The organism is Streptomyces sp. NPDC052301, from assembly GCF_044593395.1.
In the GTDB taxonomy this organism is placed as follows: Bacteria; Actinomycetota; Actinomycetes; order Streptomycetales; family Streptomycetaceae; genus Streptomyces.
Genome location: NZ_JBIUBE010000016.1, coordinates 41,509 through 62,422 on the forward strand (window position 1 = coordinate 41,509; position 20,914 = coordinate 62,422).

A 20,914-nucleotide genomic window follows, 5' to 3' on the forward strand; every position below is an offset into this window, starting at 1 on the left:
GTGAGAGGCGGGTAAAAAGGGTGATCGTAGGCCCGCCCGCCCCGGCCGAAGGCCCCCTCGCCTTGGCAGACTGGGTGCGTGCCCCAGACTGTGCTGCTCGCCGAAGACGACCGTGCCATCCGTCATGCCCTGGAGCGTGCCCTGGCCCTGGAAGGGTACGAGGTGACGGCGGTCGCCGACGGCGTGGAAGCGCTGGCGCAGGCCCACAAGACCCCGCCGGACGTCCTCGTCCTCGACGTGATGATGCCGGGCATCGACGGGCTCCAGGTCTGCCGGGTGCTGCGCGCCGAGGGCGATCGCACCCCGATCCTCATGCTCACCGCCCTGGTGGAGACCGCCGACCGCATCGCGGGCCTGGACGCGGGCGCCGACGACTACGTGGTCAAGCCGTTCGACGTGGAAGAGGTCTTCGCCCGGCTGCGCGCGCTGCTGCGCCGCACCAGCCCGGTGCCCGCCGCCGGCGGCGCGGGCGGCGCCGGTGAGGCCGTCCGGGGCGAGGCCCAGGTCTCCGACCGGCAGGTGGAGGCCGCCGGCATCCGGATGGACCTGCAGGCCCGCCGGGCCTGGCGCGGCCCGCGCGAGCTGGAGCTGACCCGGACCGAGTTCGAGCTGCTGGAACTGCTCGTGCGCAACGCCGGGATCGTGCTGGACCACTCCACGATCTACGACCGGATCTGGGGCTACGACTTCGGCCCCGGCTCCAAGAACCTCGCCGTCTACGTCGGCTACCTGCGCCGCAAGCTCGACGAGCCCGGTTCCCCGCAGCTGATCCACACCGTGCGGGGCGTGGGTTACGTGCTCCGGGAGGACTAGGTGGGCCGCCTGCGGCGGCTGCTGGCGCCGGGCCGGCCCAAGCTGGTCTCGCTGCGCACCACCTTCGCGGTGTCCTTCGCGGCCGTCACCGCCGCCGTCACGATCCTCGTCGGCATCCTGTCGTACGGTTCCGCCGCCCGGCTGGTCCGCGTCGACGAGCAGTCGGTGTTCGCGCAGGTCGTGCAGGACGTACGGGACGAGGTGCGGCAGCACGAGATGGTCCCGGAGGACTTCTCCTCCTCGCGGCCGGGGCACGACCTGGTGCGGCCCGCCCGGACCGATGTGCAGGTGCTGGGCGCGCAGGGCCAGATCATGGACCACGGCAGCCCGGTGCTGCCCGTGACCTCCCGCGACCGGGCCATGGCCCTGGCGGAGACGGCCGGGAGGGCGGTCGAGTACAAGGACGTCCGGGTGGGCGAGGACCTGTTCCGCATCGCCACCGTCTCGCTCGGTGACGGGAGGGGCGCGGTGCAGGTGGCGCAGGAGTTCAGCGACACCGAGGACCTGCTGCGCACGCTGCAGCAGCGGACGCTGATCCTGATGGCGGCGGTCGTGGTGGCGGCCGGTCTGTTCGGGTGGTGGCTGGCCCGGCGGATCACCCGCCGGCTGGTGATCCTCACCTCGGCCGCGGAGAACGTGGCCCGCACCCGGCAGCTGGGGATCGAGGTGCCGGTGGCGGGTCTGGACGAGGTGGGCCGGCTCGGCCGCGCCTTCGACCGGATGCTGGGCCGACTCGCCCAGTCGGAGGAGGACCAGCGCAGGCTGGTGCAGGACGCGGGGCACGAGCTGCGGACGCCGCTGACATCGTTGCGTACGAACATCTCCCTGTTGCGGCGGATCGACGAACTCCCGCCCGCGACCCGCGAGGAGCTGGTCGCCGACCTCGGTCAGGAGGCCCGTGAGCTGACCGACCTGGTCAATGAGCTGGTCGACCTCGCCGCCGGGCAGTCCGACGCCGAGCCGCCGCAGCGCGTGGACCTCGCTGACATCGGCGAGGACGTCGTGGGGCTCGCCAGACGCCGTACCGGGCGCGAGATCGTGCTGCGCGTGAGCGGTGACACGACGACCGAGGGGCGGCCCGGGATGCTCCAGCGGGCCATGTCCAACCTGGTGGAGAACGCGGCGAAGTTCGACCGGGACGGGAAGGCGCCGATCGAGCTCGACATCACCGGGCCGGACCGGGCGGGCACGGTACGGGTGGAGGTGCTGGACCGGGGGCCCGGGATCGCCGAGGGCGATCTGATCCGTATCTTCGACCGCTTCTACCGGGCCGCCGACGCCCGCTCCCTGCCGGGGTCGGGCCTCGGGCTCTCCATCGTGCGCGAGGTCGCCATGGCCCACGGCGGAGCGCCGTTCGCCTTCCGGCGCGAGGGCGGCGGGGCGGTCATCGGGTTCACCGTGGGCGGCGGGATCGTGGCGAGCACGAGCGCGCGGGGCGGCGGCTGATCAGGGCCGGCCGCCCAGCCTCGGCAGGGTGAGGAAGCCCTCCGCCTGGGCGCTGGCCAGACCGATCCGCGGGATGTCGCTGCTCTTGGCGAACAGCAGGAACCGGGGCTCCCACACCGGGCGGTACTTGGCGTTGGCGCGGTACAGGGACTCGATCTGCCACCACCGGGAGAAGAAGGTGAGGGTGGAGCGCCAGACACGGAGGACGGGACCGGCGCCGAGCCGGGAGCCGCGTTCGAACACCGAGCGGAACATCGCGAAGTTCAGGGAGACCCGCTGGATGCCCAGCGCCTCGGCCTGTACGAGGAGCTCCACGACCATGTACTCCATCAGGCCGTTCTCGCAGGCGCGGTCGCGGCGCATCAGGTCCAGGGAGAGGCCGTGCTCGCCCCAGGGGACGAAGCTGAGCAGGGCGCGCGGTTCGCCGTCCGCGTCGCGGCACTCCAGCATCACGCAGCGGCCGTCGGCCGGGTCGCCGAGGCGGCCGAGGGCCATGGAGAAGCCGCGTTCGGTGGCGCCGTCGCGCCAGTGGTCGGCACGGTCGACGAGGACGGCCATCTCGTCGGCGGGGATGTCCTCGTGACGGCGGATGCGGACGGTGTAGCCGGCCCGCTTGACCCGGTTGTGGGCCTGGCGGACCACGCGCATGGCGCGGCCCTCGAGGGTGAAGTCGGCGAGGTCGACGATCGCCTCGTCGCCGAGTTCCAGGGCGTCCAGGCCGTGCCGGGCGTAGATCGTGCCGGCCTCCTCGCTCGCGCCCATCACCGCGGGGGTCCAGGCGTGCCGGCGGGCCTCGGCGAGCCAGGCGTCGATGGCGCCGGGCCAGGCCTCGGGGTCGCCGATCGGGTCGCCGGAGGCGAGGCTGACCCCGCCGACGACACGGTAGGCGACGGCGGCCTTGCCGCTCGGGGAGAAGATCACGGCCTTGTCGCGGCGGAGCGCGAAGTAGCCGAGGGAGTCACGGTCGCCGTGCCGGTCCAGCAGGGCACGCAGCCGGCTCTCGTCCTCGGCGCCCAGCAGGCTCTGCCCGCGCGGGGCGCGGAAGCAGGCGTAGAGGGTCAGCAGGAAGGCCGCCGCCATCAGGATGTTGACGGTGACGTCGGCCCAGCGGGGGGCGTGTACGGCGTCCACACGGTCGGCGAGCGGGCCGACGCTGACGCCCCGCAGGAGCGTGTAGGCGATCTCCTCCTTGAGGGAGGCGCCGGGCAGCTTGTTGGTCGCGTGCACGAGGAGGGTGCCGAGCGTGCCGGCGGCCAGGTTGCCGCCGACGCCGGCGACGAGGGCCAGACGCGGGTTGGAGCGGTCGCCGATGGCGTCGAACTCGCGGCGGCCGATCAGCAGGGCGACGACGAACAGGCCGGTGAGGCCGGCGGAGATCCAGTTGAAGACGTGGTCGCCGAACGGGTCGCGGGTCAGCGCGAGGACGTAGAGGCAGAACAGGGGGCCTGCCAGGAGGAGGTTGAAGACCCAGGCGGCGCGTTTGCGGCGGCGCATCACCACCGCGAGGAACAGGGCGAGTGCGGCCGAGACCAGACCGGCGGTGGCCAGGTAGGGGGTGAAGAACTCGCCCGCGTTGTGCTCGTGCACCTCCTCGCGGAAGGGCAGCGACATGACCGCGACGATGTTGAGGACGGCCAGCAGGCGCAGGTACCAGACGGTGGCCGTGGCGGCGCGCTTGCGCAGCCGGTCGTCGCCGCCCGGCGGGAGCGGGATGACACGCCGGGGGTTGCGCTGGGCCGGAACCTGTGGGGAGATCAGGGTCGACTGTCGAGCGGGCATGGTGACTGGTCACCTTGGGGGAGGGGGACGGGGCAACGCTGACCCTACAGCTTGTAGGGTAGCGCCGGTGCGGGGATCCGCACAGCCGCAGCACAGGGTCTCATCCCGAGCGGCCCGCTCCGCGCCGGGCCGCCGCAAGGGTCCACGCCAGGTTCCCCACCGCCGCTCCGGCCGCCACCGCGGCGACGATGACCCCGCCGGTCGCGAGGCCGTCGCTGAACAGATGGGGGCGCCGGTCGAGGCTGTGCAGCCCGAATCCGCACAGCTCGTACACGCCGACGGCGGCGATGACGAGGCTGACGACCAGCAGGGTCAGCGTCGGTGCGAGGCTGCGTACGCAGACGTCGGCCGTCCCGCTGGGTGCCGTTTCCGTGTCCTGCATGCGTCCCCCGATGAACAGACGTGTGGCCGTGGCGGTTGGGAACCTACAATACGTAGGGTCCGAGGGCGTCCCTGTCGTGCGGCCCGCCGGTCGGCGCGGCGGACATGTGTGTCGGGTGTCACTCCCGCGCGGATGCCCCGGGGATCTCCGGTTGACGCGTCGGTCTTCGCGTTCCGTTCGGGCGGTCCCCGTCCCCGTTCAGTCGTCCCCTGCGCCGGCGTCCGCGTCGGCCGTCGCGGTGTGGCGAGCGTAGGCGCGGGCCGCGCGCGGTCGCCGCGGCGGGTGGAGCACCGGTGGCGGCGGCCGTGGCGCAGCAGATAGCGGTTGCAGGGGGCGGAGCCGCAGGCGGTGTCTGGGTCATCGTGGCCGGCCCGGTCGCCAGAGCCTGCTCCTCGTCGGCCAGGCCCGACGTGGCGGTGCCATGAAACCGACGATGACCAGCATGTTGCCGACCCCGCCGGCGAAGGTGGCGGCCAGCAGGAGCCAGAGCGAGGACCGGTCGGGGCCGAGACCGAGCAGGGCCGCCGTGAACTGGGCCTGCACCAGGCCGCCCGCCACGAGCGCCGGGGTGGCCCCGGTCCTGCCGATGATCCGCGGGGCGAGCGCACCGCCGACGACCGTGCCGATGCCGAGCACGGCCGATGCGGGGCCGCGTCGGTGACCGGACCCCGAGCCCGGCCACGAGGTCCACGAACGTCTTCCCGGCGATGTCCCCGGCCCGACCCGGCGAGCGCCCGCCGGCCCTGCTGGAGTCCGGAGCGCGAACCGGCCACCACCGGCGCGGCACCGGCACCCTGCCCACCGCCGCCGACGGGCGCTGGTGGATCAGCGCCGAGGACCCGGGCGTCGCCGTCGTCGACGAGCTCGAGAACCCCGGTGCCGAACGCCACCTCACGGTGGTCCACCGCGACGAGCCCCCCGCCGGCGTGAACCGGTCAGCTCGTGTCGTCCGCGCGCCATGTCATCGTCACCTTCAGGTGGGCCTCGCCCTCCGTCCTGGCGATGACGGCGCCGAGTTCGGCGTTCAGCCGCATCCCGAACTCCAGGCTGACCTCGCTCGGAGGGCTCGGCATGTCCCGCAGCCGCCGCAGCGCGGAGGCCGCCGCGTTCCGGATGCGGTCGACGCCCTCCTCGAAGGAAGCGGTGGCCTCCGCCACCGCGTTGCCCAGGCGGGAGACCTCGATGACCCCCGGTTCGTCCTCCGCCACCTCCACGACCAGGAAACCGTCGCCGTCCTGCGACGGGAACCGCAGTAACCGCGTCATGTCCTCCCCCTCCTGACGCCTGCTCGGGCGCCTGTTCCGAGCCAGGAACGGCCCCACGCTCTATGACCTGCGGCCGTCTTCCACTGGCGAGCCATTGCAGCCACCATGGAAGCGCACCCCGAGCCGCCGAACCACCACGTCAGGGGGAACCACGGTATGGCAGAGTCTGCGAAGGACTTCTGTTCCGACCTGCTCGATCTGTCCGGGATCTCTCTGGCGGAGCTGTACTCGAGTGACGATCCGTTGTTGCGACGCGCGTTGCGCCGAGCGGAGCACAGGGTCAGCCTCGCCTTCGGGACGCTCAACGAATCCAACAGTGAGGAAATGCGGTTCCTGCGCGGGCACCGGCCGGGTCAGCGACGACGATGACGGCGCCGTCGCTGGACGTGCACCGGGTGTCGCGTGAGTCGCTCAGAGCCATTGCCGCGGGCGACGCCGATGAGGCCGACCTGCGCCTGCTGTGCTCCGCCCAGCGCAGCCAACTCCTGCTGGTGCTGCGCGCCGTGCTGGACCACGAGGACGACGCGGCCCGGCGTGCCCGGCGCCCCGACGGCGTGCCGTCGGTGGAGGAGGCCTGGCGGTTGCTCTGCACGGCGCAGCGGCTGGTCCCCGAGGCGGTCGAGATCGTGCTCACCGATCCTGCCGTCATGGCGTGGGCCCTGCGTCTGCTGAGACGCCTCGGTGGATCGTCCGAGGCAGCGTCCACCGTGCCTCTGTGGGCCGACCTCGGACACTTCCAGGCGGTGGCCGCGGCGGCCGCCCTGCAGGCCCGGATCCCCGCCGTGCTGCGGGTGCCCGCCCATCGTGGCCTGGTCTGGCTGCCCGGTGTGGGAGTGGCGGGCCCGGTGGCACGACGCCGCTGGAGCGAGGCGGAGATCCGCGTGGGCCGGGGCGACGCCGTCGTACGGGGAGAACTCGCGCGCGTACGGCTGCCGCGCCGCACGGAGGAGGCGGCGCCCGGATGGCGCCCCCTGCGGACGGTGCACGGCCGTACGCCCCGCACCGGCGGCGCCACGGTCGCGGCCGGGCCGTGGCTGGACACGGTGACGCCCTACCGCGACTTCGCGCGGTACCCGAAGTCCCCCGGCCGGCTGGGCGAACGTCGATTACGACTGTGGGAGGACCGCCTGGCCGACGCGTACGCGCTGCTGGAGCGGGAGTCCACGGCGGATGCCTCGGCGGTGCGGACGCTGGTGAAGGTGCTCGTACCGCGGCCCTTCCAGACGGCGAGGGGCGGCCTGGTGGCCAGCGCGTCCTCCGTCGACTCCTTCGGTGCGATCACGATGTCCCTGCCGTACGACGCGACGCAGACGGCCGCCGTCCTCGTGCACGAGACCCGGCACCAGCAGCTGAACGCGCTTCTCAACCTGGTGCCCCTGATCGAGGATCCCGAGGAGCGGCCCGGTGAGCCGCCGGCGCAGCGGCTCTACTACGCCCCGTGGCGCAGCGACCCTCGGCCGGCGCTGGGGCTGTTGCACGGCCTGTTCGCCTTCTCGGGGGTGGCCCGGTTCTGGCGGGCGCACCGCGGGCATGTGACAGGGCCCGAAGCCCAGCGTGCCGCCTTCGAGTTCGCCGTGCTCAGGGACCAACTGCACGAGGCTGTCGCCGCGCTGACGAGCGCCGGCTGCCTGACCGAAGCGGGCCGGTTGTTCGTCGACGAGATCGCGGAGCACGTCCGGAAGTGGCTGGTGGAAGACGTACCGGCTGTTCCGGGGCGGCTGGCCGACCACTACGGCCTGCTGCGGCGTGCCGTGTGGCGGGCGCGGCACCTGGAGATGGAGCCGGCCGTGGCGAAGCGGTTCGCCGCGGCGTGGGTGGCGGCACAGCCGGCTCCTCCGGTGCCGCCCTCGGCCCTGCGTCCCCGCCTGGATCTGGTCCGCCTCGACACGTTCGGGCCGCTGGCCAGGTACCACTTGTCGACACCGGACCGCTTCACCCGGCGCCGCCGGCAGGCGGAGGACGGCGGTGACCCGGCACGCCGAGCCGAGTACGCCATGATCGTGGGGGACACCGAGCAGGCCGCGCTCCGCTGCGCCGAGTGGACGGCCCGGGACCCGCAGGATGTCGAGGCGTGGATCGGCACCGCGCTGTCGTGTCCGGAGACCGCCCGGACGGCGGGTGCCGCCGTCGTGCTGGACCGGCCCGAGGCGGTCGCCGGCGTCTGCCGGGCCGTCGCCTCGGCGGCAGGCCGCTTCCCCGACCCGTTCCGGGTCGCCGCTTGGCTCGGCGGGGCCGTGTCCGGCCCCGCCTGGACCGTGTAGGCGTGCGGATCGGGGACCAGGCCCTGTCGTCAAACTCCCGCGACGGGCGTTTGACGACAGGACCTAGAGCGAGATCAGGTCGATGTCGGCGTTGGCGCGGAGTCCCTTCTCGGCGTCCAGCGTCGCGGGGTGGGAGGGGCCCAGGACGTCCCGGTACCGCTCCAGGGCCCCGGCGTACAGCTGTTCGCTCTCCTCGGTCCTGCGCAGCGCCTTCAGGTCGTGGCTCAGGTTGAGCTGGACGGCCAGGTTCGCCGGGTGGTACTCGCGCAGCCGGGCCGACTCCTCGGCCACGGCCTCGTCGATGGCGTAGGCCTCCTCGGGGCGACCGAGCGCGAAGTGGTTGCTGGCCAGGTTCATCCGGGCCAGCAGCGTACGGGGGTGTCCCGGACCGAGCGAGCGGGTCAGGCCCTCGACCGCCTCACGGTCCAGTTCCATCGCGGCCTCGGGCTGCTGCAGCAGCCGGAGGGTCACGGCGAGGTTCATGGCGCAGGCATACGTGTGCGGATGCTCCCGGCCGTACCTGTTGCTGTGCTGCTGCCATGCCTGCTCGCTCAGTGCGCGCGCCTCCTGGAGCTTGCCGACCTGGCGCAGGTCGTTGGCGTGACTGACCGCCATCAGCAGGTAGTTGCGGCTGTCACTGCCGAAGGTCTCGCTCACCAGCTCGATGTACCGGCGCGACAGCGCGTACGCGCCCTCGTGATCGCCCATCTTGCGGCGGGTCACGCAGCGGTTGCGGTTCGTCAGCGCGGTGAAGGGATGCTGATCGCCGAGCTTGTCGGTGATCTCCTCGGCCAGCAGTTCGTAGCCCTCGAGCGCTTCCTCGTACCGGCCGACCTCCTGGAGGTCGAGCAGGTAGGCCTCCCGGGTGGCCAGCGTGGAGAGGTTGTCCTCGCCCAGGACCTCGATCCTGCGCTGCCAGGTGTCGTAGTCGAGTTCCCGGGCCTGGTCCGAGGAGCCTGCCAGGCGCAGGCTCACCGCGTAGTTGTGCGCGGCGAGGAGGGTGGCCGGGTCGTCCCTGCCGAACTCCCGCAGGCTGGTCTCGTAGACTCGCTGGTCCATCTCCCGGGCCTCTTCGAAGTGGCCGCGGTTGCGGTGGTGGATGGCCAGGAAGCTCTGGGCCTGCAGGGTGTCCTCATGCCCTTCGCCGAGGACCCTGCGGTACCGCTCGACGAGCCCGGACTGCAGGGTGTAGGCGCGCGGGAGATCGACTCCCTGCTCACGAAGTCCCTCGGCGATCTGCTGATCGATGGCGAGGACCTCTTCATGGTCCTCGCCCAGGCGCGCACGCCAGATCTCCGCGGCGCGCTCCCCCAGCTCCAGGGCTTCCGGGTGCTGGCCCCGGGCGCGCAGGAACTGCACCTGGTTCAGGACGAGCCGGCGGACCCAGGGGTCCTCGCACTCCACCGCGTTGGAGGCCCGCAGATGGCTCAGCAGGGAGGAGTAGCGCTGCCAGTACACGGCCCGCCGGGGGTTGCGCGGGTCCGCGTGGGACAGCAGCTGATGCGCCGCGTGCCGCATCGTGGCCCGTTCCTGCGGGTTCATCTGCTCGATCAGCACGCGCTGCACCAGTCGGTGCATCTGCACCGTGTTCTGGCGGTGGTCGATGCGGGCCAGGGCGTACCGGCCGATCTCGCGCACCGCACGGCCGAGTTTGACCGGGTCGTCCAGCGCGGACTGCAGTTCCTGCGGCACCGAGATGCCGCGCACCGCGGAGAACAGGTCCCACTCGATGGGCTCGGGGGCGAAGAACGCGCAGACCTGCAGCAGCTGGAGCGCGTCCGGACGGGTCTCCCTCAGCCGGCCCAGCGACACGTTCCAGGCGGCGGCCACCGAGTGGTTGTAGTCGCCGGGCGGGTCGGACTGCATGAGTTCGGTGAAGTTGCGCTCGTACACCTCGAGGTACTGCTGCACCGGCATGCCCGTCTCGGCCAGCCAGACCGCGGCCTGTTCGACCGCCAGCGGCAGGTCGCCGAGCGCGGCGGCGAGGTGGTCCACGGCGTCGTCCGGGAGGTGCTGGCTGCGGCGGCGCAGCAGGGCGACGCTCTCCTCACGGGCGAAGACGTCCACCTCCAGCGAGCGGACGTCGGTGGCCCACTGGGAGTTGCGCGAGGTCACCACGATGCGTCCCGGTCCGTCGACGGGGAAGTACTTGCGCACCTCCCGCGGGTTCTCCGCGTTGTCGAAGACCAGCAGCCAGTCGCTGTACGGCTCGCCCCGGCGCAGGGCGTCCAGGACGGTCGGTACGGCGCTCATCTCGGAGCCCGCCTGGAGGCCCATGTGGTCGCCCAGCTCGATGAGCGACTGGACGATCTGGCTCTCCTGCTCGGACGGGATCCACCAGATCAGCCGGTACTCGCGGCTGTGCCGGTAGACGTATTCGATGGCGATCTGGGACTTGCCCACACCGCCCATGCCGTGCAGGGCCTCCGGCAGGACCGCGGTGACACCGCTGCGCAGCCGTTCCTGGAGCCGTTCGAGCAACGCTTCCCGGCCCGTGAAGTTCCGGTTCCGTTGCGGGACGTTCCCCCAGATGCGGGGTGGGTCGTGCGGGCTTCGCGGACCCGTGGCAACGGGCAGACCGGCAGACACGGGGGTGCCTCCTTGTCGTGGATGCGCAGGCACTGGCGCGGGGGAGGGGGCGGGCGGAGTGGGTGGGACGGCGGCGGGGGGCGGCGCCGTGGGTGAAGCCGCGGGGCGCGGGTAATGTAGCGCGTTCGCGGGAGGAATATCCAACTTTGACCCCTTTTCAGGGGATGTGTAGCCTGATGGACGCCTGTGCCCCGGCGGGGGTGTTCCGCCGCCGGCCGTGGTGAGCTGCCTGGCCTGCCGGGAGCCGGTGCGCTGCAGCAGCCGGCCCAGGTGGTTGGCGTGCGCGAGGTAGGGTCCCGACACCGCGCACAGCGCCGTGTACAGGTGAGCCACGAAGGGGCGGGTCTGTTCCGTCATCGGCGGGTCCACGGCATCGCCCTCCGGTGCCACGAGCGCACCTCCGCCCTCGCCCCACAGCGCCTCCAGCCGCGGGCCGAGATGACGCTCGACCTGGCGCAGGGCGCGGATGGTCTCGGCCCGGGAGCCGAGGGCGAGCAGTTCCTCCCGCACCCCCTCCTGGAAGTCGAAGGACACGCGGTGGGCGTCCTCGGCGTCGGCCGTGTCGTCGCTGCGGCGCACCAGGCCCAGCAGCATGATCTCGGCGAGGTTCCAGAACTGCGTGTTCGGCAGCGCCTGTTGCAGCAGCCGCATCACGGGGAGGTTGAGCGGGGCCGCCGCGAGCCGCTGGGCGAGGACGTAGGCGGCGGGGGAGGCGGTGGCCCGGAAGCGGCGGACCACGGCCGCGGCGCGCTTGGCCCGCCGCACCGCGGTCGACTCGACCCGGCCGGAGCCGTCCGCCTCGCCGCCCACCGGTTCGGCCACGAGATCGGCCAGCTCCTCGGCCACCGGACCGACCGCCACCGAGCGCAGGTCCCGGCCGGGGGCGGTCCACAGGGCCGCCAGCGCGTGCCACTCGCCGCCGCCCGCCGCGGCCACCAGGCGGGCCCAGCGGCCCAGCGAGGTCGGCCGGAGCTCGACGACGGGCACCGGGATCGCGTCCCGGCCGGCCTCCGGGGCGGAGGGCGGCTGGAGGCCCAGGGGGTCGGTGTGCGGGTGTTTGCCGTCGGCGTCGTAGGCACGGTTGGGCGCGGCGGGGGCCGGAGCCCGTAACCGGGTGCGGACGACCGTGGGCAGGGTGAGGTCCCACAACTGCTGCGGCAGCAGGCTCAGTACGGCGACCGGTGAGAACCGGGCCAGCCGGTGGAGCGCCGCCGCCGCACGGCCGGTACGCCAGGCGCCGTGGCCGCCGTCCGTGACCGCCAGCAGCAGTTGCCGCTCGCTCGACCGGATCCCGGCCGCCCGCAGACCCGTCGAGGTGCCGTCGTCCAGGTCCCAGCGGACCAGCCGTACGGTGCGGAACGCCGCCGTCTGCTCCAGCAGTTCGGCGACCTGGCGCGTCGTGTGCGACCACAGGGCCATCGAGGGGCTCTCGTCCACCAGCAGCAGCAGGTCCAGCCGGCGTTCCGGGAGCGACCGGCACACCGGCGTCCACACCCCGGCCATCGCCGTCTGTTCGGCGGTCGCCTCCTCGTCCAGCTCCACGTCGTGGGGCGAGTCGCGGAACAGCCGCAGCGGGCGCAGTGACCGGCCGAGCGCGAGGGCGTCGGCCAGCCGTGGCGACGCCGGCCATCCGGTCTGCTCCGGCTCCGGCTCGCCGCCGGAGCCGAGGGCGCCCGGCCGGGACACGCGCCCCGACGGGAGCACACCGAGCGCGGGGAGGACTTCGACGGCCCGCCGGTCCCCTGCCGTCGCGGAGTCGTCGGGTCGGCCGTCGTCCCGGCCGTCTGATGGCGACGGGGCGTCCGGGCGACCGCTGTCCGGCCCCTCGGGAGGTGTCCGGTCGTCCGGGTGGTCACCGTCCCGCCCCGCGGGCGAGTCGCCGGCCTGCCCCTCGGGGGGTGTCGCGTCCTCCGGCCGGCCGCTGCCCTGTCCCGCCGGCTGCGGCCGCGCGTCGGGGCGGCGTCCGGCCCGCCGGGGCCGTTCCCCCCGTTGCAGGGCGGCCCGCCCGGGGACGTCGAACAGCGGTACGGCGGCGTCCTGGTACGCCGCCAGATACAGGGCGTCCGCCAGCTCCGTCCAGGCCGGCAGGTCCTGGTCCGGGGCACGGCTGCGCCCTCCCTCCGGCGGGTCGGCCGGGGGAGGGGGTGCGGAGGACGCCGCGGTCATCCGGTCCTCGATTCCGTCCCCGCTCCGTCGAGCCGGTGCCACAGCGCGTCCACGAGGTGTTCCAGCGCTTCCTCGTCGTCACCGGGGAAGCGACCCGAGGTCGCCAGGAACACCGCGTTGAGCAGCTGGTCCACCGCGAGGCCGCCCCGCTCCCGGCTGTTGCGCAGGAACCGGTCGATCAGGCCGTCGGCCCACACGGCGCCCGACGGTCCGCCCGCCGTCTCCCGCAAGTGGGCCATGACCATGTCCACGAGGAGCGGCCGGTCGGGGTCCGGCATCTGCAGCCGCAGACAGCGGCGCAGGAAGGCCGGCGGGAACTCCCGCTCCCCGTTGGAGGTGATCACCACGATCGGGAACGCCCGGCACTTGACGACACCGTCGACGATCTCGGCCGTGCCGCCCGGGTCGTCGGTCATCACGGTCACCCGGGGATGCAGCCGCCGGGCCCGCACCAGCTCGGCGATCGGGTACTGCCCCTCCTCGAACACGCTGAGCAGGTCGTTCGCCAGGTCCTGGTCACTCTTGTCCAGCTCGTCGACGAGCAGCACCCTGGGCGTCGCATAGGGCAGCAACGCCGTTCCGAGCGGGCCCAGTTGGAGGTAGTCCCCGATCCCGGGAAGCTGCTCCGCACCCGCCGCGGCACCGTCCTCGGGTGCTTCCCCGCCGTCCGTCTGCCGCAGGGTGCGTAACGCCGCCGAGTCCTGGACCCGCCCGATCGCGTCGTACTCGTACAGCCCTCCGCGCAGCGTGGTGCGGCTGGTGATGTGCCAGCGCAGCACGCGCCCCAGCTTCAACTCCCGGCTGATGCGGTAGGCGAGGGAGGACTTCCCGGTCCCCGGGCGCCCCGTGACCAGCAGCGGCCGGCGCAGCAGCAGGGCCGCGTTCACCATGTCGGCCTCTCGTCTGAGCTGCTCGGAGCCGCCCGACGACACCCCGACCCGCCCCAGCCGGCGCTCGATCTCCTCGTCGTCCGAGGGGGGCGGGGCCACGACCGGGCCACCGGTGAAGCGGCGCCAGGGCGGCGGGGGCGGCAGCAGGTCGGCGAGGCTGGTGTCGTACAGGGGCTGCCCCGTGCCCCGGTAGATCCACCACCGGTTGTCCGAGGCACTGCGTCCCGCACCGCCGGAGCCGTTCGCACCCGCGGTGGCCGTGGCGCCGTCCCGGTCCGAGGCGGCCGTGAGACCGTCCGTGTCCGTGGCGGCCGTGGGGCCGCCCGCCTGCGGGTCTCCGGCCGGACGCGTCCCCCCGGACGCACCGTCCCCTGGAAGCATCTCGTCCTACCCTTCCCGCTGCGCGGATGAATCCGCCGCCTCTCCCCGTCCGCCCGGAAGGCGGTCGGGGTCGTCCCAGAGCAATGCCGCGTGGCGACCGAGCGTAGAGAAGCCACCCCCGTCAGGATCCCCGCCCCCGGCCGCTATGCGCAACGACCTGACTTCGTCAGGTAACCGGTGTATGCCCTTGCTCGAGGCCAGTTCCAGCAATTCGTTACGAAAGACTGGATCCACGCCCCCACGACGATCCCAGATCACGATCGGCACGCCCGCCCGGAGCGACGCATCCAGCTCGTCCACCCCTGAGCTCACGTTCTCCTGGCTGCCGGGCGGTTCGCTCAGGACGACCATGACCGGGTGCGGTTCCGACAGCAGACGGTCGGCGTGCGCGTCCGGGAACAGGTGGACCGGCCCCCGGCACCCGGGCTTCAGCGCGTCCCAGCGTCTGGCCCAGCGTCCATGCGTCGCCCTGCCTTCCACTCTTTCGAGACTGCGCAGGACGACCGGGTGGTCCTTGCCGAGGGTGGCGTCCGCGCTCCCGAAGCCCTCCTTCGCCCACGTCTCGACCGGCAGGTCCAACAGGTCCCTCGGCAGCACGAACTCCAGGGCGAGGTCGTCCTTGCACAGATAGGCCCACCCGGTCTCGGCGTCCTGCACCAGCGACTTGACCCGCTCCGGCAGCTCGGACACGTCGACCTCCAGATCCCCGCCCTTCACCGGATAGGGGTCCGGGCTGCTGCCGTTCTGGCACCAGTACGTCAACTGCCGTACGCCCTCGTGCTCGGAGTAGAACAGCGGGCGCAACCGGATCAGCAGCCAGGTGGACGGCGCCCAGACACCGCTCCTGTCGATGCCCGGCAGCGGCACCGGCGGCGCGGGACTGCGCACCGGGCCGAAGTCCTGCACCGGACGGCCGGGTGCGGGGTCGGCCTCCGCGCCGGCGGCAGCGGGCAGGGCGGTGGCCGTGCCGCTGTCGGCGGCGGCGACGAGCGGGTACGCCTGCGGGCAACTGCGCTGCTTTCCCGCCCATTCGAGCAGGTCCTGCTGCTGTTGCCCCTTCGCATAGCGGGCGAGGTGCTCGACCAGCAGGACACAGGGCAGCGGCTCGCCGGGGCGGGCGTTGAGGGTCGCGGCGTGCAGCACCGCCGACCACGGTTCCACGCAGTGCGCGGGCATCGGATCGGGGCGGTCGCCCAGGGCCTCGCGGTAGGCCCCGGCGATGTCGAGCACCTCCAGGCCGCCGAGAAGCGTCATCAGCCGCTCCCAGGTGCCGGCCGGGAAGAGCGGCACCTCGGCGAGGGCGATGGCCGTGCGCAGCCGCGCCATGTCGCGGGTCTCCCCCTCCAGCATCGAGACCACGCCGCCCAGCACCTGCAGGCCCTCCGGATACGGCATCACGGCGCGCAGCAGGGACAGCAGCGCGAACCGCCGGCGGCTGGTCTCGGGCAGCTCGACCCTGGTGCCGAGCATCCGGCCCACCTGGCGCGCGCACTCGTGCAGCAGCGCCGGCTCCTCGAAGCACGGGACGGCGTCCAGCGCGTCGAGCAGCACTTTGGGCGGCCCCCAGGACCCCGGGGAGAGCGTCACGACGACCCGCCCCCCGGGGCGGCCGGCCACAGCCTGTCGAGGAGTTCGAGGGCGGTCCGGGCGGGCCGCGACTCGTCGTCCAGCAGCCGCAGCGCCTCGACCAGGGCCTGCCTGCCGTACGGGTGCTCGGCGCAGGCCTGGACGAGGAAGAAGAGCTGGAGCCGGGGCCGGGGGTGGGTGCGGATGGTGCGCCGGACGCGGGCCGGCAGCAGGCCGCGCAGCGCGGCCCCGCCGTCGTCCTCGATCTGAGGGACGTTCAGCAGGGCTTCCGCCAGGGTGAACTGGTCCTGGTCGGAGGGCGGTCCGGCCCACGGCCCCGCCACAGCTCCCGGCACCGGTTCTTCCGCCGGCGTCCCCATCGCGGGGGCCAGTTCCGGCCACATGCGCGCCGCGGCCTCCAGGGGAAGCATCCAGGCCACCTTGGCCTGTTGGTCGGTGTACGCGGCGGTGACCATGCCGACGACGCGGCGGGCCACCGGGTCCCACACCCCGGCACCACTGAATCCCTGGCTGACCCGCGCACCGGTGGCGCCGAGCCCGTCCAGCTGGACCCAGTCCGGGTGCGGACCACCGCGGCCCACCAGCCGCCCGCTGGACCACAGCCCGTCGGGCGACCCGGCGGGATGGCCGTACATGGCCACCTCGCGCCGGTCCGGCTCACCGCACGGCCCGAGCCGCGCCACGGCCGTCCCGTCGGGCGGCGACCACGCCGTGCGCAGCACGGCGAGATCACCGCCGGAACCGCCGGCGAGCGGCCCCGGGAACCAGCCGCCCGGTACGACGGTCGCCTCACCGGCCGGTACGTCCGGCCGGCCCGGCACGTCGACCAGCACGGACCGTGCCGGGCCCCCCGCCGCACCGCCGTCGCCCGGACCGACGGCCGCCGCCACGACGTGCGCGCAGGTCAGCACCGTTCCGGGCAGCACCAGGATGCCGGCGCCCCGCAGGACCCCACCCGATGACAGGATGCGCACCCTCCCTAACGCCGACGCCTCCGCCGTGTCCCCGTTCCCCACCTGTCACGTCCCTTCCCCCGCGTGGATCCGTCGACGGACGGCTCCACCAATGACCCAGCGTACGAACCGCATGCGCCTGGCGCACGGGCTGTGCGTATCCCGGAGCTTTACCGGATGCGGCACGCGCGAATCATCGGTGCGACCCCGGGCGCTCGGTGACACGAGGGGGCGCGTACCCCGGAGCACGTGGGGCGCGGACACCGGGAGCGCTCACACCGCGAGCCGGGCGGCCCGGCCCGGGGCGAGCCGGGCGTCTCGACGGGCCGACGGCCGAGAGCGGGGCGGCGGGCGATGGCGCGGACCTCCCGCCGGTCCTAGCCTGAGGGCATGGACGGTGAACGACACGTCTGCCCCGTCTGCGGTCAGTCCCTGGAGTCGGTCGTCCGGCGGCACAAGACCCTGGGCGTCTGGGTGCCGGTGCACAGCCCCGGGCCGTGCCGGAACCCCGAGTGCAGGGCATCCGGCCGGGCTGCGGCGGACCGCACCCGGCCCCGGCACCGGCCCCGGCTCTGGGCGAAACCGGGTGACGAGGCCGATGCCCCGCCTCGTGCGACCGATGGCTGAAGTCCTGCGTCCCGAGTCGAGGACGGCGCCCCGATGACCGCGGACGAGTCCTCCCGCATGCCATGAGACGCGGCACGCCATACGTCGTCGCCGCCTTCGGGCAGTGGACCGACGAGGGCCGGCCGGACATCCTCCCGGCGTCCGCAGGCGCGGCGGACCGGGCGCACCCGGTGCCTGCCGCCGTGTCGGCGCGTGTGCCGACGCTGCGCCTCCGTCGCCGGACGCCGCGGCGGCGACGCGCGCCCACGGTGGCAGCGCACCCGTCCCCGGCTCCTGGACCCGCGTGTCCGGACGGCGCTCTGGCGGGACCGGCTGCGGCGGAGACCGGGGTCTCGGCGGAGGCGATGGTGTGCGACCTCGCCCGGCCCCCGGCCCTCGCCCGGGGCGCGGAGCGGGTCGCCGCGGACGACGGGGCGCTGCTGGTGAACAACCCCTCTGCCGTGCCTCACCGGTACCGAGTTCCACACCGAGTTCCACCTCGGCACGGGCGAGGAGCCCGTGCCCGGGGAGGCCCGCACGCACGACGTCGGCGGCATGCCTGCCGCCGACGTCGTCACCGCCTCCCTCGCCGCCCTGGAGACCGATGAAGTGGTGTGCGTACCCGGCCTGTCGAGTCTCAGGACGGAGGCTGGAGGACCGAGTCGACGACGTAGATGGTGGCGTTCGCGGCCTTGATGTTGCCGCAGACGATGTTCGCCTTGCCGTTGACCTTGAAGTCGGTGCCCGAGCCCGACGTGGTCAGCTTGCTGCCTCCCAGCGTCGTGAAGGAACCGTCGGACAGTTGGTCCGGGGTGATCTGCTTGTCCACGACGTGGTAGGTCAGCACCTTCTTCAGCTGCCCCTCGTTGCCGAGCAGGGAAATCAGCTGCGACGTCGTCATGTTCTGGAAGGCCTGTTGGTTGGGGGCGAAGACGGTGATGTCGGGCTTCCCGTCGAGGGCGTCGCTCAGCTTTGCCCTGACCACGGCTGACACCAGCTGGCTGAGCTGCGGGTACGCAGACGCAGCCTCGACGACCTTGTCCTTGGCCGTGTCGGCCTTCTGAGCGAGCCCCGAACAGCCGGGACCGAACGTCCCCGAGGGGCTGGGAGACGCGTCCTGTGCGTGGCTCTGGGACGCCAGACCTCCCAGCGCGAGCGGGACGGCGACCACAACTGCCGCGGCAGCCTTTGCTGTACGCATACGGGTGAACCTCATCGCAACCTTCCTCCCGTGGAGGCGTGAACCCTGCAGAGGTTGGGAGTGCGAAAGTCTTCGTTTCCGCTGGTCGGGGTGGGGCGACTGCTGTGCCCGGCCTGGGAAAGGAAGCACCCGACCACTCAGCGAGCGTATCCAGCAGGTGCGGATGACCGCATCTCGAAGCGGGGTCGCGGGCGCGGGTGCGCGGCGCCCCCGGCCCGTCGCGAGGCTCGTCGCGATCCGACTGCGCTCGCCGGACATCTGGCAGCTTTCGCCTCCACGACCAGCGCGAACTGGTCCCCGCCCGGCAGGGCAGGACCGAGAAGGCAGAGCTCGAGGCCGCACTGAACGCGGCCGAGGCAATCGGCGCCGGCACCGCCGGCACCCTTCTCGGCGGCGACCTGATCGGCGACTACGAACTCACGACCAGCGGGCGTTGACGCCTGCCGTCGTGCTCGGCGCCTGCCGCCGTGCGGCTCTCACCCTGCGACGCGACGGCGCCGTACGACCGTGGAGAACGGACCGAGGGCGAGGATGGCGCCGAGGACGGCGTAGCCGTGGGTGAGGGTGGTGAGGGAGGCGACCGTCGCGACGAGCAGCGGGCCGCCCGCGTCGCCGAGTTCGCGGCCGAGTTCGGCGGCCCCCATCGTCTGCCCGAGCCGCTCGGCGGGAGTGCCCGAGGCCAGGGCGGCGAAGCCGAGCGGGGTGATCAGACCGGTCCCGGCACCGATCAGGGCGGCGCCGACGAGGACGCCGGCCAGGCCCGGCAGCATGGCGCACCCCAGTCCGGCGGCGGCGAGCAGCAGTCCCGCCATGATGCCCGTACGGGCCGTGAGCCGCCGGTGGTCCAGTGCCCGTCCGGCCTTCGGCTGGACCACGGCCGCGCAGGCGGCCAGCACCGACACGGCGGCACCGGTGGCCACCGTGCCCAGACCGGCCGCCCGCCCGGACACCGGCAGGAAGCCCACCCCGACCGACAGGGCGGCGGTCGCCGCGGCCAGCGCCGACGTCGGTGCGAGAAACGCCGGATCGGCCAGCCGCCGGGCCAGATCCAGCACGGTCTGCCGGGTCCTGGGCAGCGGGGGTACGACCGGGACGGCGATCACGGCCCACACGGCGACCGCCGCACCGAGCACGGCCAGGACGGCGAACAGCAGCCGCAGACCCCCGGCCCACACCAGCACCCCGCCCAGCAGCGGCCCCAGGGTGTAGCCGATCGACTTGTAGAAGCCGTAACTGCCGAAGGCCCGGCCGCGCTTGGCCGCCGGGTTGAGGCGGGCGACCAGTGCGGAGGCCGACGGAGAGAACGCGGAGGCCGCCGCGCCCTGGCCCAGCCGCGCGCCCCACAGCCAGCCGGGGCTGTCCACGACGACGTACAGGGCGGATGCGGCGGCGAAGGCGACGAGCCCGCCGAGCAGTACGGGCCGGGCACCGATCCGGTCGGCGAGGGTGCCGAAGACCGGCTTGAGCAGTACCTCGGCACCGTCGTACAGGGCGAGCAGACCGCCGAGCATGAGCAGCGAGGTGACCGCACCCCTGGTGTGGCCGCCGAGGTTGGCGGCGATCCCGTGCGCACCGAAAGCGGTGGTGAACCCGGCGGCGTACAGCGGCCACATGTGCCGGGCCGGCGCCGCCTGCCCCGTCGAAGCCGTGCTCACTGTTGCGCCTCTGCGGCCTGGTGCGGGGCGCCGGACATGTCGCGTGGGGTCAGCTCAGGGTGGGGGAGCCGTAGCCGCTCAGCGACTGTTCCCCGTCCCCGCCACCGCGACTGAGGCTCAAGGCCAGACAAGGCAGTAAGGCTGATGCCCCGCCTCATGCAGCCGGTGCGAGAAGTCCTGCCACTCGTGCAGCAGCTGGTACACGTTGAACGCGTCCCGCGGGCCGCCCCGGTCCGGGACCGTCGACCAGATGAAGGCTGCCGCGCCGACCGCTTCCTCGCCGATGCCGCGCAGGGGGTCGACGACCGTCATGGGGAGTTTGACGACCGCGTAGTCGGGGTGCAGGACGACCAGTTCCAGGGGCGGCACCTTGTGCAGGGGGACGCCTTCGATGCCGGTCAGGACCATGGCCGCCATCGTCTCCGGCTTGATCTTGGTGAACATGCCGTTCATGCCCAGCTCGTCGCCGCCGAGTTCCTCGGGGCGCATCGAGATGGGGACGCGGGCCGCGGTCGCTCCGTCCGGCGCGCCGAAGTATTTGTATGTCACCCCCACCCGACCACCATTCCTGCTCCCCGCCCGGTCGCGGTCGTCCCGCGCGGGCTCACCGGGTCCACTCCGTGTCTGACGTGCTTCGGTCGTTTCCTCCGCGTCGCGCCGGTGCCTTCCCCGCCGGGCACGTCGAGGACCCAGGTCATCAGTCCCCTCGCCCAGTCCGCCACCGCGATGCATATCTCCACCCGACTGCTTTTCTAGGACGCGTGGCCCCCGCCGCGCAACCCGATCATCGTGTCAGTGACCTCCCCCACGGCCGCCCGCCGAAACGTGCGGTGGAACAACAGTCCACGGGGATCAGCCCGGCCCCTGATCATTACGTGCGTACGAGCTGTGTGTATCAGGTGTCAGTCTCGCAGATGGCGGATGACAACGCTTTGATCTT

The 20,914-nt window shown here is 73.2% G+C and carries 16 protein-coding genes; 5 read left to right on the forward strand and 11 right to left on the reverse strand.

The window, feature by feature from the left end; all coding sequences use genetic code 11:
• The first annotated feature begins 90 nt into the window (after window positions 1-90).
• Both ACIHEJ_RS33810 and ACIHEJ_RS33815 read left to right on the forward strand, forming a co-directional pair.
• On the forward strand, window positions 91-813 hold the full coding sequence (locus ACIHEJ_RS33810; RefSeq protein ID WP_400141572.1) for a response regulator transcription factor: 723 nt from the start codon (window positions 91-93) through the stop codon (window positions 811-813).
• A complete protein-coding gene (locus ACIHEJ_RS33815) occupies window positions 814-2,259 on the forward strand; it encodes an ATP-binding protein (RefSeq protein WP_400141336.1) in 1,446 nt (481 codons plus the stop codon).
• Here the strand turns inward: ACIHEJ_RS33815 and ACIHEJ_RS33820 are convergent, their stop codons facing one another.
• From ACIHEJ_RS33820 to ACIHEJ_RS33835, 4 genes are all read right to left on the reverse strand, one after another.
• Window positions 2,260-4,038, reverse strand: coding sequence for a phosphatidylglycerol lysyltransferase domain-containing protein (locus ACIHEJ_RS33820; RefSeq protein ID WP_400141338.1), 1,779 nt, complete (start codon window positions 4,036-4,038; stop codon window positions 2,260-2,262). It abuts the gene before it with no gap.
• Window positions 4,039-4,138: 100 nt separating this feature from the next.
• Entirely contained in the window at window positions 4,139-4,420 is a 282-nt protein-coding gene (locus ACIHEJ_RS33825) for a hypothetical protein (RefSeq protein WP_400141340.1), read from the reverse strand.
• A gap of 357 nt (window positions 4,421-4,777) precedes the next feature.
• Entirely contained in the window at window positions 4,778-5,056 is a 279-nt protein-coding gene (locus ACIHEJ_RS33830) for a hypothetical protein (RefSeq protein WP_400141342.1), read from the reverse strand.
• Between the two features lie 299 nt (window positions 5,057-5,355).
• Window positions 5,356-5,685, reverse strand: a complete 330-nt coding sequence (locus ACIHEJ_RS33835; protein WP_400141344.1) for a CU044_2847 family protein — start codon at window positions 5,683-5,685, stop codon at window positions 5,356-5,358.
• 156 nt (window positions 5,686-5,841) lie between these two features.
• On the opposite strand from ACIHEJ_RS33835, the gene ACIHEJ_RS33840 reads away from it, so the two are divergent.
• Window positions 5,842-6,054 carry a hypothetical protein gene (locus ACIHEJ_RS33840; protein ID WP_400141346.1) on the forward strand — a complete coding sequence of 71 codons (213 nt, stop codon included), beginning with the start codon at window positions 5,842-5,844 and terminating at the stop codon, window positions 6,052-6,054.
• Window positions 6,051-7,946 (forward strand): HEXXH motif domain-containing protein, encoded by a 1,896-nt coding sequence (locus tag ACIHEJ_RS33845; RefSeq protein WP_400141348.1) that lies wholly within the window; start codon window positions 6,051-6,053, stop codon window positions 7,944-7,946. The genes ACIHEJ_RS33840 and ACIHEJ_RS33845 overlap by 4 nt, the downstream gene beginning before the upstream one ends.
• Before the next feature lie 63 nt (window positions 7,947-8,009).
• Here ACIHEJ_RS33845 and fxsT read toward each other — a convergent pair whose 3' ends face one another.
• Genes fxsT through ACIHEJ_RS33865 form a run of 4 tightly spaced genes read right to left on the reverse strand, consistent with a single transcriptional unit; the run spans window position 8,010 to window position 16,533 of the window.
• Entirely contained in the window at window positions 8,010-12,701 is a 4,692-nt protein-coding gene (gene fxsT, locus ACIHEJ_RS33850; RefSeq protein ID WP_400141350.1) for an FxSxx-COOH system tetratricopeptide repeat protein, read from the reverse strand.
• Complete coding sequence (locus tag ACIHEJ_RS33855) at window positions 12,698-13,972, reverse strand: AAA family ATPase (RefSeq protein WP_400141352.1); 1,275 nt, start codon at window positions 13,970-13,972, stop codon at window positions 12,698-12,700. The genes fxsT and ACIHEJ_RS33855 overlap by 4 nt, the downstream gene beginning before the upstream one ends.
• Window positions 13,973-13,978: 6 nt before the next feature.
• Window positions 13,979-15,559: a hypothetical protein gene (locus tag ACIHEJ_RS33860; RefSeq protein WP_400141354.1), complete on the reverse strand. Its 1,581-nt coding sequence runs from the start codon at window positions 15,557-15,559 to the stop codon at window positions 13,979-13,981.
• A complete protein-coding gene (locus ACIHEJ_RS33865; RefSeq protein WP_400141356.1) occupies window positions 15,556-16,533 on the reverse strand; it encodes a trypsin-like peptidase domain-containing protein in 978 nt (325 codons plus the stop codon). The genes ACIHEJ_RS33860 and ACIHEJ_RS33865 overlap by 4 nt, the downstream gene beginning before the upstream one ends.
• 369 nt (window positions 16,534-16,902) lie before the next feature.
• Between ACIHEJ_RS33865 and ACIHEJ_RS33870 the strand changes: the two genes are divergently transcribed.
• Window positions 16,903-17,139 carry a hypothetical protein gene (locus ACIHEJ_RS33870; protein ID WP_400141358.1) on the forward strand — a complete coding sequence of 79 codons (237 nt, stop codon included), beginning with the start codon at window positions 16,903-16,905 and terminating at the stop codon, window positions 17,137-17,139.
• 616 nt (window positions 17,140-17,755) lie between these two features.
• On the opposite strand, the gene ACIHEJ_RS33875 is transcribed toward ACIHEJ_RS33870, so the two are convergent.
• The 3 genes from ACIHEJ_RS33875 to ACIHEJ_RS33885 form a co-directional block, all read right to left on the reverse strand.
• Window positions 17,756-18,334 carry a fasciclin domain-containing protein gene (locus ACIHEJ_RS33875; RefSeq protein WP_400141360.1) on the reverse strand — a complete coding sequence of 193 codons (579 nt, stop codon included), beginning with the start codon at window positions 18,332-18,334 and terminating at the stop codon, window positions 17,756-17,758.
• A gap of 461 nt (window positions 18,335-18,795) precedes the next feature.
• Complete coding sequence (locus ACIHEJ_RS33880; RefSeq protein ID WP_400141573.1) at window positions 18,796-19,932, reverse strand: MFS transporter; 1,137 nt, start codon at window positions 19,930-19,932, stop codon at window positions 18,796-18,798.
• Between the two features lie 159 nt (window positions 19,933-20,091).
• The gene (locus ACIHEJ_RS33885; protein ID WP_400141362.1) at window positions 20,092-20,706 is read right to left on the reverse strand and encodes a hypothetical protein; all 615 of its coding nucleotides are present in this window, start codon (window positions 20,704-20,706) and stop codon (window positions 20,092-20,094) included.
• Between the last annotated feature and the right edge of the window lie 208 nt (window positions 20,707-20,914).